Origin of the sequence: uncultured Lutibacter sp., assembly GCF_947495725.1 — a bacterium.
GTDB lineage: Bacteria > Bacteroidota > Bacteroidia > Flavobacteriales > Flavobacteriaceae > Lutibacter.
In genome coordinates, this window is sequence record NZ_CANLZZ010000006.1 from 77,334 (window position 1) to 93,055 (window position 15,722).

6 protein-coding genes are annotated in these 15,722 nt (G+C 31.8%); all 6 read left to right on the forward strand.

What is annotated here, in order from left to right:
- The first annotated feature begins 79 nt into the window (after window positions 1-79).
- Window positions 80-4,108, forward strand: a complete 4,029-nt coding sequence (locus Q0776_RS14155; RefSeq protein ID WP_298369582.1) for an FG-GAP-like repeat-containing protein — start codon at window positions 80-82, stop codon at window positions 4,106-4,108.
- A gap of 36 nt (window positions 4,109-4,144) precedes the next feature.
- Window positions 4,145-5,734, forward strand: a complete 1,590-nt coding sequence (locus Q0776_RS14160) for a sulfatase (RefSeq protein ID WP_298369584.1) — start codon at window positions 4,145-4,147, stop codon at window positions 5,732-5,734.
- A 10-nt stretch (window positions 5,735-5,744) separates the two neighbouring features.
- Window positions 5,745-7,400, forward strand: a complete 1,656-nt coding sequence (locus Q0776_RS14165; RefSeq protein ID WP_298369586.1) for a glycoside hydrolase family protein — start codon at window positions 5,745-5,747, stop codon at window positions 7,398-7,400.
- Between the two features lie 258 nt (window positions 7,401-7,658).
- Window positions 7,659-10,709 (forward strand): TonB-dependent receptor, encoded by a 3,051-nt coding sequence (locus Q0776_RS14170; protein ID WP_298369588.1) that lies wholly within the window; start codon window positions 7,659-7,661, stop codon window positions 10,707-10,709.
- Between the two features lie 18 nt (window positions 10,710-10,727).
- Window positions 10,728-12,293: a RagB/SusD family nutrient uptake outer membrane protein gene (locus Q0776_RS14175; RefSeq protein WP_298369590.1), complete on the forward strand. Its 1,566-nt coding sequence runs from the start codon at window positions 10,728-10,730 to the stop codon at window positions 12,291-12,293.
- A gap of 96 nt (window positions 12,294-12,389) precedes the next feature.
- On the forward strand, window positions 12,390-15,686 hold the full coding sequence (locus Q0776_RS14180; RefSeq protein ID WP_298369592.1) for a VCBS repeat-containing protein: 3,297 nt from the start codon (window positions 12,390-12,392) through the stop codon (window positions 15,684-15,686).
- The last annotated feature ends 36 nt before the right edge of the window (window positions 15,687-15,722 follow it).

Consider the following 15,722-nt stretch of genomic DNA (forward strand, 5'->3'; position numbering starts at 1 on the left):
CTAAAGTTAAAAAAATAGGCGAATTTTGAATTACTTAATAAATTTAGAATTAATTCTTTTTATTAAGAAAAATTAAACAATGAATTTAAAATCAATATACTTCCATTTTAAATATCTGTTTATCAGCTGTATAATTCTGATTTCAAATGTGATATATGCTCAAAGTTTTGAGCGTATAGAAACAATAGCAGGATTTGGTGTTTTGGAAGAAAATAATGGAGTTGCAGTAGCTGATTATGATGGAGATTTAGATTTAGACGTTTTTGTTGTTGCCAAAGGAAAAGAAAAAATAGGCCTAGAAAAATCCTACAGTAAACTTTTTAGAAATAATAACAACGGTTCCTTTACCGATGTAACTGTTGAAGCCGGACTAGTGGATTTATTTATTGGAGATGAAGATGTTATAGAGAGTAATGGCGTTGATGGTTTTAAAATGAATGTTTCGTGGGGCGATTTTAACAATGATGGTTTTCCGGATATTTTCTTTACGTATGTTAATAAAATTCAACTTTTTCAAAATCTAGGTGATGGAACTTTTACCGAAGTTACTGAGGCTGTTGGAATTAATTCAGAAAATGGTTGTTTCAATACAGGAGCTACTTGGGTAGATTATAATAATGATAGTTTTTTAGATGTTTTTATTTGTAATTGGGGTAATTGCAATGGAAACATACTTTATAAAAATAATGGGAACGGAACTTTTCAAAACGTATCAGAAATTATTTCTTTAGCGGATACAACAATTGCCAGTTTTGCAATGTTGCCTTTTGATGTTAATAATGATGGCTGGTTGGATTTATATGTTACCAATGATTTTACAAAACCCAATAGTCTCTTTATCAATCAAAATGGTAGTGGATTTATAGAGCAGGCTGCAGATTTTGGGCTTGATAGTAAAATGGATGATATGGGAATTTCAAGGAGTGACTTTGATAATGACGGTGATTTCGATTTATTTATAACTGGAATTAGTGAGAATGCTATATTAGAAAATGACGGTTCCAATCAGTTTTTTGAAAATTCTAGTCAATATGCTATAACTGAAACTGGTTGGGGTTGGGGTAGTAAATTTGCTGATTTTGATTTAGATGGTGATGAAGACTTGTTTGTTGTAAATGGTTTCAAATTGGGTTTGCCAGAACAAAATGCATATTTTAAAAATTTATTAATTGAAGGTGAAAACAGATTTTTAAACAATACAGATCATCTTGGTTTTAGTGAAATGACTAGAAGTGTTGAGCCGCTAGATTTTGATTATGATAACGACGGTGATTTAGATCTTTTTGTTTCAAATGCCGATCAGAATTCTTTTTTTTATGAAAACAAAATCATTAACTCTAATGAAATTAGCGAATTTAATTGGGTTAAGATTTCATTACAAGGAACTGTTTCCAATCGAGATGCAATTGGAGCTACAGTTTCTATTACTACCAACAAAGGGGTTTTTACAAAATATTATTCAGGAGTAGGCTATTTATCTCAAAGTTTAAAGCCTGTTCATTTTGGTTTAAATTCAGCATCTATAATTGATGAATTAAAAATAATTTGGCCTTCGGGTTTAATAGAAAAACACAATAATATTGATGCAAATGTAACTATAAAAGCAATTGAGGGTAACGGAATTGAAATTTTAAACATGGAGCCAAGTGTGAAAATAAAAGGTTGCATAGATCCAAATTCATGTAATTACAATCCGTTAGCAACTTTTAGTGATAATAGCTGCCAATACCTTCCTTCAAAAAATATTATTGGGCCAACTATTTCAGGTTTCAATAAAGTTGATAGTTATTCATATCCGTTAAATGAAAATGCCTCAGCCATTTGGACAGTTGAAGGTGGCCATATTGTTAACGGACAAGGAACCTCAACTATTAAAGTAAAATGGGGAGTAAATGAATTAGGAACAATTAAAGTTTTAGAAAAAGATTCAAAATGTCAAAGTGAAGTTACCTCCATTGATGTGGCGTTAAGAGTTAGTGAAATACCTGAAAATGTATCTATAGCCAGAATTTGGAACGAAGCACTTTTAGAAGCCATTAGAAAAGATTTTGCAAGACCAACGGTTCACGCAAGAAATCTATTTCATACATCGGTTGTATTATATGATAGTTGGGCTATTTACGATTCAAAAGCTAAACCTTATTTAATGGGTAATACAGTGAATAATTTTGAAAGTACTTTGAACGAATTTACTCCAAATGAAAATATTGATGAAGCAAGAAAAAAAACAATGAGCTTTGCCGCTTATAGACTGTTAGTACACCGATTTAAAGATTCTCCTGGAGCTGAACAAAGTTTGGCGAGGTTTGAGTTAATTATGAATCAATTGGATTATAACACTTCTGATACATCAGTTAATTATGAATCTGGCAATGCAGCAGCTTTAGGGAATTATATTGCTGAAACAATGATTAATTACGGAGCTCTCGATGGTTCTAATGAAGCCAATGACTATCAAAATACATTTTATGAAACTGTAAATCCTCCAATAAATTTAAGTTTAAGAAATGAAGAAACTGGGCTTGAAAATCCAAACCGTTGGCAGCCTTTAAGTTTTAATACTTTTATAGATCAAAGTGGAAATTTAATTCCAGGTGCAACACCAAGTTTTTTAAGTCCAGAATGGGGTAAAGTACTTCCTTTTGCATTATCTGAAAATGATAAGAATATTTTTAATAGAGATGGAAACGCTTTTGAAGTTTATCATAATCCCGAATCACCACCGCAATTAAATCTAAATTCAGCAAATAATTCAAGTGACTTATATAAATGGAATTTTTCTTTGGTTGGAATTTGGAGTTCGCATTTAGATCCAAGTGATGGTGTAATTTGGGATATTTCGCCAAAAACAATTGGTAATATTGATATAAATTTGATTCCAAAATCATATTCTAATTATGCAAGTTTTTATAATGAATTTGAAGGAGGAGATATTAGCAAAGGGCATAATTTAAACCCTTCAACCCAAAAAGCATATAAAGAACAACTTGTTCCAAGAGCGGATTATGCAAGGGTTTTAGCCGAATTTTGGGCAGATGGACCAGATTCTGAAACACCACCGGGACATTGGTTCACCATTTTAAATTATGTGAGTGATCACGACTCCTTTGAAAGAAAATTTAACGGAAAAGGAGATATGCTTTCTCCTTTAGAGTGGGATGTTAAAAGTTATTTTATACTTTCTGGAGCAATGCACGATGCTGCTGTTACAGCTTGGGGAATAAAAGGTTGGCACGATTATTTGAGACCAATTTCGGCAATACGCTATATGTGTGAATTGGGGCAAAGCTCTAATCCTTCTCTAGATAATTACCATGTAGCAGGAATTCCTTTAGTTGATGGTTTTGTAGAAATAATTGAAAATGGTGATGACTTGAGTGGAACAAATAATGAAAATGTAGGGAGAATAAAAGTATATGCTTGGAAAGGACATGATTTTATTAACGATTCAAATACCGATGTGGCTGGAGTTGGTTGGATTTTAGGTCAAAATTGGTGGCCTTATCAGCGTCCTTCATTTGTAACACCGCCTTTTGCAGGATTTGTTTCTGGACATTCTACTTTCTCTAGAGCGGCGGCAGAAGTTATGACATTAATTACTGGAGATGAATTTTTTCCAGGCGGAATGGGTGAGTTTGTAGCTAAGAAAAATGATTTTTTGGTTTTTGAAAAAGGACCCTCAGTAGATGTGAAACTTCAATGGGCTACTTATAGAGACGCATCTGATCAATCAAGTTTGTCACGTATTTGGGGAGGTATTCACCCTCCCGTAGATGATTTACCAGGTAGATTGATAGGTGAAAAGATAGGTATTGACGCCTATAATTTTGCAATACCTTATTTTAATTCAATCGACAATATTACAGAATTAAGTGAAATTGTTGTTTATCCAAACCCTTCGGTGGAGGGAACAGTTTATGTTTCCAATACAACAGCATTAGATAATTTCAGTTTGTATGATTTAAATGGAAAAATATTGAGTTTCTCCGAAATTAGTTTTAACGAAATAATAGGAGTAACTAAATTATCTCTTCCAAATTATATAACTGCAGGTATTTATATTTTAAAAGTAACCGATAAGTCTAAATTGATATTTGTTAAAAAATAAAAAGTTGATTTAATAAAAAAGAACATATAAAAAATTATGAATTACGTAAACAAATTTTTAAAAGTTAGTGTTTTCTTTATAGCAACTGTTTTGTTTGCTCAAAAAAAACAACCAAATATTATTTACATAATGTCCGATGATCACGCGGCACAGGCAATTGGTGCATATGGTGGCGATTTATCAAGTTTAAACCCAACGCCAAATATTGATAAGTTGGCTTCGGAAGGAATGCTATTTAAAAATGCCTTTTGTAATAATTCAATTTGTACACCAAGTAGGGCAAGTATTATCAGTGGACAATATCCCCAAACCAATGGAGTACTTGATTTAGATATGGATTTAGAGACCGAAAAGCAGTATTTACCAATTGAAATGAAAAAATTAGGGTATACAACTGCTATGATTGGGAAATGGCATTTAAAGAATGAACCGGTGAATTTCGATTATTATAAGGTGCTTCCAAGCCAAGGAAAGTATTTTAACCCAAGTTTTAGAGAAAAAGGGAAAGGAACCTGGCCAAAGAATATTGTAAAAACAACTGGACATTCATCAGATGTTATTACCGATTTGGCTATTAATTATTTAGAAAATTTAGATAAATCTAAACCTTTCTTTTTAATGCATCATTACAAAGCGCCGCATGATATGTTTGAATATGCACCACGTTATGAAGATTATTTAAAAAACACCGAGATACCGGAGCCGGCAAGTTTATACAATCAACCATATTGGGGGTCAGCAGGTACAAAAGGCGAAAACGATAGGTTAATTAATTATATAGGAACTTCAGTTTCACCAAGACATAGAAATCCTTTAAAAGCATCAGATTATACAACACGCTTTTTTGGGGAAGAAATCGAGCCAAAATTAGGAACTCATTTAGCATATCAAAAGTATTTAAAAGATTATTTACGTTGCGTAAAAGGTGTTGATGATAATTTAGGTCGTTTATTTGAATACTTGAAGAAAGAAGGGCTTTGGAAAAATACAGTTATTATTTACACAGGTGACCAAGGAATGATGTTAGGAGCACACGATTTAATTGATAAACGTTGGATGTACGAAGAAGCTATGCAAATGCCTTTTATTGTGCATTACCCTAAAATGATTAAAGAAGGAAAAACTACAGATTTGTTAATAAACAATACAGATTATGCGCCAACTATGATTGAGCTTGCAGGAGGTAAAACACCTGAATATATGCAAGGGAAAAGTTTTTTAAATACCTTAAAAGGGAAAAGTGAAAATAACTGGAGAACAGCAACTTATTACCGTTATTGGATGCATATGATTCATCACGCAGTTCCTGCTCACTTTGGTGTTAGAACTAAAGATTATAAATTAATTTTTTACTACGGTTCGCATTATTTAACTGAAAAAGATTTTAAAAATCAGTATTGGATAAAAAATAAACTAGGTCATGATGTTCAAACTCCTGCAACTTGGGAATTTTATGATTTAAGAAATGATCCAAAAGAATTACATAACAGATACAACGATCCTGCTTTTAAAGAAATTATTGAAGAGTTGAAAAAAGAGTTGAAAAGACAACGAGAGGAATTAAATGAAACAGACAATAAGTATCCTCATATTCAAAAAATTGTTAATAAACATTGGAATGATTAAATCCTTTAAAATGAATTCACTTAAAAGATTATTTATTGTTGCATTTTTGTTAGTGTTTACTATTAATTATGCTCAGGATATTGAAAGAACAAGACCTAAAGAATGGAATGGTTTAGTTGAAGGAAGTAGATTTATAGATCGTTTTTTACCAATACCTATAATTGGAAAAAAAGTTTCAGATACTTGGGGTGCTAAAGAAGTAATTCCTCGTTATGCCGATAATGGAATTGAAGATAAAGAATGGTCTTATTGGGGCGGAAATATTGTTCAAGGTGATGATGGAAAGTACCATCAATTTATATGTCGTTGGCGAGAAGATTCGGAAAAAGGTCATATGGAATGGCCAAGGTCTGAGGTTATTCATGCAATTTCAGATAATTTAATTGGTCCTTTTAAATATGTTGAAACTATTGGTAAAGGGCATAATCCTGAAATTTATAAATTAAAAAATAATGGGTATTTAATTTCTGTAAATGGTGGGTGCTATATTTCCGAAAGTTTAAATGGCCCATGGAAATATGATAAGTTTGAATTTGATCAACGAGAAAAGCCAATTTTAGATCATTTTACCAATAATACTTTTGCTCAACGTGAAGATGGCTCATATTTAATGGTGAGTCGTGGAGGTGAAGTTTTTTTTAGTGAAACCGGGTTGCCACCATTTTATATGGTAACAAGTGAAAGCAATTATCCTCCTTACGATGGAAGATATGAAGATCCAGTAATTTGGAGAACTAATGTTCAATATCATATGATTGTGAATGATTGGTTGGGTAGAATTGCTTATCATCAACGTTCAAAAGATGGTATTCATTGGAAATTAGATGCTGGTGAGGCTTATATGCCAGGAATTGCAAAATACCAAGATAAAACGCTTGAAGGTTGGTATAAGTTTGAGCGTATGAAAGTATTTCAAGATAAATACGGTCGTGCAATACAAGCTAATTTTGCGGTGGCCGACACCATAAAAAAGCAAGATAAAGGAAGCGATAATCATAGTTCTAAAAATATTGGAATTCCATTAACTGTTGGTAAGCTTATTATGGTGTTAAACACTAAAAAGCTTGATGCTAATACTAAAACAATTCGTTTGAAAATTCAAGCAGAAGAAGGGTTTAATCCACATAAGGATATAAACATAAAGTCATTACGTTTTGGAGCTTCTGAAGTTGTTAATTTTGGAGGAGGTTGTAAAGTTCTTAAAAAGGAAAAAGCCGGTGATGATTTAATTTTAACCTTTGAAGGAAAAGGTAATGGTTTTACAGAAGATAATTTTGCCGGTAAATTATTAGGTAAAACAAGAAAAGGAAAGTTGTTATTTGGCTTTGCACGATTACCTGAAGTTAATTATTTAGAGCGAGCATTGTCAAGTAAATACCCAGTTTTAGAATTAAATGGCCGCCATTTAAAAGTTAGCCTTGAAATTCAGAATTTTGGTCAAGTTTCATCTATAGATTCACCAGTTAAAATTGAATTTAAAAAGGAAGGGAAATGGATTGAGCTTGCTAAAGGCGAAGCTCCAACTTTAAAACCTTTCGAAAAAACAATTATTCAAATGCACGCTAAAAAGTTTGCTGAAATTGGAGAAGTTGCAAATATGCGAGTAACAATTAATCAAAGTAGACAAAATCCTTTAATTTTGGAGGGGAAGGTTATAATTAGATAAAAAAGTATTTATAAATAAGTAAAAAGAGCATCAATTTTTTTGATGCTCTTTTTTGTGATTTAAAAGGAAAGAACATCAATAAATTAGGGGCTCGCTTGTTTTTTTATTTAAGGTTAAATACTCTTTTAATTGGTTGATAGCTTAAAGTTTAAGTGTAAAAAGGTCAAGTATTTTTGCGAGATTTAATAATTATTTTAAATTTGTATGATGTATTATGTACTACTAATAAAAACTTAACATTATCTAATCAACAATTTTATGAAGAAATTACAATTAAAATTATTTGGTAAATGCAGTATTGTTTTACTGCTTTTTACAACATTATGTGCACATAGTGTGTACTCGCAAAACATTACTATAAGTGGTGTTGTGTCTGACACTCAAAATCAACCATTACCAGGTGCTAATGTATTAGTTAAAGGAGCCACAGTTGGAACACAAACAGGATTTGATGGAGATTTTACAATTACAGCATCAAAAGATGCTATTTTAATTTTTAGTTTTATAGGTTTTAAACAACAAGAAATTGCGGTAAATGGAAGAACAAAAATAAATGTAACGTTAGAAGAGGACGCTAGCAAATTGGAGGAAGTAGTTATTGTAGGTTATGGTACTCAGAAAAAATCTGACTTAACAGGTGCCGTTTCTTCTGTGAGTTCTAAAGATTTGGATAAATTTACATTTAGTGATCCAGCGCAGGCATTGCAAGGTAAAATGTCTGGGGTAAGTGTTCAGGCTCAAGGTGGTGCACCAGGGGCTAATGCAGTAATATCAATTAGAGGTCTTGGTACTTTATCCGATGCTGGTCCTTTATTTGTAATAGACGGAATGTTAACAGGTAATATGAGTTCAGTTAACCCTGGAGATATTGAGTCCGTTTCTGTATTGAAAGATGCTTCTGCTAGTGCAATTTATGGTTCTAGAGCAGCCAATGGAGTTGTTATAATTACCACTAAAAAGGGTAAAAAAGGAAGAGTTACGGTAGATATTGATACTAATATTGGAACTCAAAAAGCAATTAACACTTTTAATTGGGCAAATAATAGACAATATGCAGACATTGTAAATCAAGCAAATGATAACGATGGGGTTCCAAGAATTCCTGCAAATGATACCGATTTTAATCCAAATAATGGTAGTAATTTATATGATTCCTCGTTGAGAACTTCATCAATTCAAAATACCAATATTAGAATTGCTGGAGGTGGTGAGTCAACTACCTTTAGTTTATCCTTAAATCAATTTGAAGATGAAGGAATTGTAAAGTATTCTGATTTTGAAAGAACTACAATTAGAGCAAATGCAGGTGTTAATAAAGGTAGGTTTGATGTTCAAACCACCATTGGTTTAACAAGAACAGTGAATAATCCAAATCCATATTTTAATAAGGAAAGAAATTTGTTGCCAACAATTAATTTGAAGGATGAAAATGGAAACTGGAACATTAATGATGCTCCAAATGGACAAGGACTAGGTCAATTCTATGGTCAAGGAACAATTTATAATGAGCTTGGAATGGCTGCTTTAGAGGATAGAACTATTACAAGAAATACAGTTTTAGGTAATATTGGTGCTACTTTTGAAATTATGGAAGGTCTTAAATATAAATTAAATTTAGGAATGGAATATTATAATGATAATAATTATAAATTTAGACCTACAGACCCACTTTTTGATGCAACAGGAGGTAGCGGATTTGCGGAGCTTTCGGAAAGAAATACTACGTACCTTTCAACTTTAGTTGAGCATACTCTTAATTATAAAAAGGAATTTGATCAGCATTCTGTTGATGTTTTAGCTGGTTTCACAGAGCAAAGCACAAATTCAAGATTTTTAGGAATTGAAGCAAGAAGATTTCCTTCAAATGAAGTACGTGTAGCTTCGGCTGCAGAAGAACTTGCAAGTGCACCTTCAGCAGATAATACATCGGCAATACAATCTTATTTTGGTAGATTAAATTATACATTTGATGAAAGGTACTTATTAACAGCAACTTTAAGGCGAGATGGATCATCATTATTTACCGAGGATTTAAGATGGGGAACATTTCCTTCTGTAGCCGTTGGTTGGAATATAAGTAACGAGCCATTTATGGAAAATTTTGAAGATGTATCTAATATAAAACTGAGAGTTAGTTATGGGGAAATAGGTTCAAATAACGTTCCTGTTTATGCAACCGATCCTTCGCTTAATTTAAATAGTGAATATATTGTTGGAGACAATAGAGTTACCGGATATTCTATTACAAATGGTGTAAATAGAAATATTACTTGGGAAACTACAAAAACAACTGATATTGGGTTGGAATTTAGAACTTTAAATGATAAGTTAAATGTAAGTATGGATTATTTCAATAAGAAATCTGAAGATGTACTTGTTGGGTTAAGATTGCCATTATATACTGGTTTTGGAAACGACATACCATTTAATACAGCGAGTATTGATAATAATGGATTTGAATTTTTGGCTAGTTACTCTGATAATATTGGCGATTTGTCATTCAATGCTTCTACAAACTTTACAATAGTAAATAATGAGGTTACATCATTGGGGCAAGCAACTGCAATTATTCAAGGATCATTTACGTCAAATACTATTAATAGTACAAAAACAGATGTAGGTCAACCAATATCTTCCTTTTTTGGATGGGTGTTAGATGGAATTTACCAATCAGACGCAGAGGCAATTGCAGCTAATGATCAACTAGGTAGTCCACAAGCAGGAGATTTAAAATTTAAAGATATTGATGGAGATGGAGATATAGATAATGACGATAGAACTTATATTGGTAATCCTACACCAAATTTTGAGTTTGGTATTAACTTATCTGCAGAGTACAAAAACTTTGATATGAGTTTATTCTTTAATGGAGTTTCTGGAAATAAAATTTTAAATGGTACTAAATATAGAGGTATATTTGATTTTAATGGTAATTATTTTGCTGAAAGATTAAATTCTTGGACACCTACAAATACAAATACAGACATACCAAGAAATACAAGAACAGATGGAGGATTTAACCGTAGAATGTCTTCTTATTATTTAGAGGATGGAGCCTATTTTAGATTGAGAAATGCTCAAGTAGGTTATACACTTCCAAATGAATTATTAGAAAAAATAAAAATTGAGAAAATTAGACTTTATGTGTCTGCAACCAATCTATTTACTATTACAGATTATACTGGGTATTATCCAGAAGTAGGAAGAAACAGTAGAGGTGGTTCAAGAAGAATATTTAATTCAGGTGTAGATGAAGGAGCATATCCTACACCTAGAAATTTTCAATTAGGTTTACAAGTTTCATTTTAAAAAATAATAATGTATAATATGAAAAAACATATAAAATCAATAAAAAAGGGTATTGCATTATTTGCAATATTAGCCCTGAGTACAAATTGCTCAGAGGATATATTAGATCAAGTCAATCCAAATGTAATTACACCGGCATCATTTTGGAATACAGCAGATGATGCCAATAAAGGAATTTATGGAGCATATAGTCCATTTACACATATTTGGTATTACACTAGATTCGAAGTCTTTATTTCAGATTATAGAGATGATGTTGTGAATGGGTATAACACTTCAGAAAGAACAGCCGTTGGATATTTTAGCGGAACATCTGATAGTAATGCTACATTTTGGTGTTGGCAAGCAATGTATCAAGGAGTAACAAGAGCAAATGAAGTAATTGCAAATGTTCCCAAAATAGATATGGATACTACTTTAAGAGATAATATTACAGGAGAAGGTTATTTTATTAGAGCCTTTAACTATTTTAACCTTGTTAATAACTGGCTTAATATACCACTAATTACTACTCCAATAGGAGAGATAGAAAACCCAAGTTTAATAGAACAAGCTAATCCTGCCGACGTTTGGGCTCAAATTGAGTCAGATTTAAAAGAAGCACAAAGTTTGTTGCCAACGAGTTGGCCAGACAGTGAAGCTGGTAGAGTTACCTCAGGTGCTGCTACGGGAATGTTGGGTAAAGTATATCTATATCAAGGAAAATATGCAGAAGCTAAGGCAGAATTTCTAAAAATTATGGATGGTCGTTACCAATTAATGGATAATTATGCAGCTAATTTTAGTGAAGAGTTTGAAAATAACGCAGAATCTTTATTTGAAATTCAATTAATCGCCGACGGTAACGGTGGTTGGGGAGGCGATGGGCCGGGAAGAGGAAAAGGTGCTGCTTTTCAACCGGATATTGCGCCAAGAGGATTTACCAATCAAAATGGAATGAGAATTAACAATTGGGTGTTAGATCTGTATAAAGATGAGCAAACTATAAATAATGAAATGGATCCTAGAGCATATGCTACATTATTTTGGAACGGAACGGAAACAACAAACTATGAAGGCGAGGTTTTAGAATCTAGAACCTATAAAAATCAAAGCTATACAGATGCAGGTTATCCGTCAACAGCTAATGATGTTTTTGCAAATAAATTTCTTGATTGGAAATTTAATGGGCACACAGATTCTCAAAATCCTGGAGCTTGGCATGGATCCGGTAATAATCTTAGAATATTAAGATATGCCGATGTACTTTTAATGTTTGCTGAAGCGGAATTTCAGTTAAATGGATCTACTGTTGCTGCTTTGAAAGCAATTAATGATGTACGTGAAAGAGCCGATATGCCACCACACACCAGTATAACTATGCAAGATATAGAAGATGAACGTGTTAAGGAATTAAGCCTTGAGCGTACGCGTTATTTCGATTTATTACGTTGGGGTAAAGTAAAATCTAGAATTGTTGATAATCCACAATTTAAATCGGAAAGTGCTGGTACAACAGCATATAAACCTGGACGAGAATACATTGCTATTCCACAAAATGAGATTGATTCTAATCCAAATTTTGAGCAAAACCCAGGATATTAAGAATATATTTGAGTTGAATAATAATAATTTTTTTTGATTGAGTTTATGAAAGGAACCATTAATTCAATGGTTCCTTTCAAATTTATTTAAGTTACTATGCGAAAAAGTCTTTTTTTAATTGTTTTATCTATTTTAATAATAAGTTGTAACCAAGAAAAATCAGCGTTACATAAATTAAATTTTAGTGATTTATCGCCCGATGTTTCTGGTGTTAAGTTTTCAAATAATATTATTGAGAATGATACATTAAATTACTTTAGTTTTCCATTTTTATATTTAGGTTCTGGTGTTTCAGTAGGAGATATAAATAACGATGGTTTGCCTGATATTTATTTTACAGGTAACCTTGTTCCAAATAAATTATATCTTAATAAAGGAAATATGAAATTTGAGGATATTTCTAAATCAGCTGGAGTTTCAGGTGATAATAGATGGTATTCTGGGACTACAATGGCCGATGTTAATAATGATGGGTATTTAGATATATATGTATCTGTTTCTGGAAAGTTTGGGGCTACAAATAATCAATTATTTATAAATAATGGAGATAATACATTTACTGAAAGGGCAAATGAATATGGAATTGATGACTCAGGTGTCTCAATTCAATCAACATTTTTCGACTATGATAATGATGGAGATTTAGATTTGTTTGTGGCGAATTATCCAATTGTAAAAGTTACTGGTGGAAATCAATACTATAAACGTTTAATGGATTTAAATAGGATTGAAGATTCTGGTCATTTATATAAAAATAATGGGAATGGAAGTTTTACAGATGTTACGGTTGAAGCTGGAGTTCATAATTTTGGTCTAACATTAGGTTTAGTAGCATCTGATTTTAATAATGATGGGTTTAAAGATTTATACCTTTCAAACGATTTTAATGTGCCAGATTATTTTTATCAAAATAATGGAGATGGAACATTTTCTGAAATTTCAAAAGAAACTGCACGACACACCTCTATGTTTGGTATGGGAATAGATGCTTCAGATTTTAATAATGATGGTTTTACCGACATTCTTCAAGTTGATATGACAGCCGAAGATTATAAGCGATCAAAAACAAATATGGCAAGTATGAGTCCGGCAACTTTTTATGAAGCAATAGATTTAGGGTTTAATTACCAGTATATGCAAAATTCACTTCAATTAAATCAAGGAATTAATGAAAAAGGACTTCCGATATTTAGTGAAATATCAAGATTTGCAGGATTGGCAACAACCGATTGGAGCTGGGGAGCATTATTTGCCGATTTTGATAATGATGGTTTTAAAGATGCATTTATAACCAATGGTGTAAAACGCGATGTAAATAACAACGACGTAAATGCAGAATATAAATTAGCAAGTGTTTTTGGAGGAAATAAAAAACGAGATTATACCTTAATGCCAAGTACTCCAATTGCTAATTATGCATTTTCTAATAATGGAGATTATACTTTTTCTAACAAAACCAAAGATTGGGGATTAGATAAAAAAGGATTTTCAAATGGGTTTGCCTATTCGGATTTAGATAACGATGGCGATTTAGATATAGTAATAAATAATATGGATGATTTCGCTTCCGTTTATGTAAATAATTCGAGTAAAAGTAACAATAACTATATTAAAATAAAATTGCTTGGTAAAGAAGAAAATAAATGGGGAATTGGAGCAAAAGTAAGTGTAAATACCTCTAATTCTCAGCAAACACAAGAACTTACTCTAACACGAGGATACCAATCTAGTGTTGATCCAATATTACATTTCGGACTTGGTACAGTTGAAAAAATTGAAGAAATTAAAATTAGTTGGCCTAATGGAAATGTTCAGATTTTGAATGATGTTGAGTTAAATCAATTGGTTGAAGTAAAATATAAAAGTAATTCAATTGAAGAAAATAAAATTACTAGTAAAAATAAAGAATTTAAAGATATTACAAATGAAGTAGGTTTAAATGTACAGCATATTGAAGATGAATACGACGATTTTAAATATGAACCTTTACTTCCTCATATTTACTCTAAAATTGGACCAGGATTGACAGTAGGAGACGTTAACAATGATGGTTTAGATGACTTTTTTGTAGGGAATGCAGCTGGTACATCTGGACAATTATATATGCAAAATGAAAATTCAGAATTTAATGTTATAAATGGACCTTGGCAGCAAGATGCCCAATTTGAAGATACGGGAGCTCTATTTTTTGATGCAGATAATGATTCGGATTTAGACTTGTATGTAGTTAGTGGAGGTAACTCAGTTACAGAAAGTGATAATTTTTATCAGGATAGGTTGTATTTAAATACGGGTACTGGATTTATTAAATCGGCCAATGTTTTACCTAATATATTGTCAAGTGGTCAACAAATAATTAAAGGTGATTATGATGGAGATGGAGATTTAGATTTATTTGTAGGAGGAAGAATAGTTCCGGGCAAGTATCCTTTTCCGGCACAAAGCTTTATATTACAAAATAACGGTAAAAAAGATGATCAGCTTAGATTTACCAATGTTACAAGCCAAATTGCCCCAGAATTAAATGAACCTGGATTAGTAACTTCGGCTTTATGGGATGATTTTGACGCTGACGGTAAATTAGATTTAATTGTTACTGGTGAGTGGATGCCAATTCGATTTTTTAAAAATACAGGAAATAAGTTTGAAGAAGTAACAAATTTTTTAGGATTAAAAAACAGTGTTGGTTGGTGGTATGGATTACAAAAAATAGATGTAGATTTAGATGGTGATTTAGATTATTTGGCCGGAAATTTAGGGCTTAACTATAAATATCATACAAGTTCTAGTAATTTATTTGAAGTTTATGCAAATGATTTTGATGAAAATGGAAATTCGGATATAGTTTTAAGTTACCAAAAGAAAGGTGTTAAATTACCTTTAAGAGGGCGAGAGTGTTCTTCTCAACAAGTTTCAGCAATTAAGCAAAGATTTAAAACATATGAAGCGTTTGCCAATGCAGAATTAGAAGATATTTATGGTGAAAGAATGTTAAATGAGTCTTTAAATTATAAATCAAATACATTTGCTCATTTTTGGATAGAAAATGATGAGAATGGAAAAATGAAGATGCATCAATTACCTAATGAAGCTCAATTTTCGTCAATCAATCAATTTCAAGTGTTCGATTATAATGGCGATAAATACCCAGATGTTTTGGTAGGTGGAAATCTTTACGGTTCAGAAGTAGAAACTCCTAGAAACGACGCGGGTTTAGGGCTTGTTCTAACTGGAAGCTCAAAAGGTTTTACAGCAGTTCCATCAAAAGAAAATAAACTTTTTATTGAAGGAGAAATAAAAGCGATTAAACCTATAAAATTGGCCTCAAAAAATTCAAAGTGTTTTTTAATTGCTATAAATAATAATGAATTAAAATTAATAGAATATAAATAATTTCATTCTGGTTAATGGAAAGAATCTTAATAATTA

What these genes read in the sequence shown, in the direction of transcription:
- Q0776_RS14155 (WP_298369582.1), top strand. Translation starts at nt 80, where the DNA reads ATGAATTTAAAATCAATATACTTCCATTTTAAATATCTGTTTATCAGC.
- Q0776_RS14160 (WP_298369584.1), top strand. Translation starts at nt 4,145, where the DNA reads ATGAATTACGTAAACAAATTTTTAAAAGTTAGTGTTTTCTTTATAGCA.
- Q0776_RS14165 (WP_298369586.1), top strand. Translation starts at nt 5,745, where the DNA reads ATGAATTCACTTAAAAGATTATTTATTGTTGCATTTTTGTTAGTGTTT.
- Q0776_RS14170 (WP_298369588.1), top strand. Translation starts at nt 7,659, where the DNA reads ATGAAGAAATTACAATTAAAATTATTTGGTAAATGCAGTATTGTTTTA.
- Q0776_RS14175 (WP_298369590.1), top strand. Translation starts at nt 10,728, where the DNA reads ATGAAAAAACATATAAAATCAATAAAAAAGGGTATTGCATTATTTGCA.
- Q0776_RS14180 (WP_298369592.1), top strand. Translation starts at nt 12,390, where the DNA reads ATGCGAAAAAGTCTTTTTTTAATTGTTTTATCTATTTTAATAATAAGT.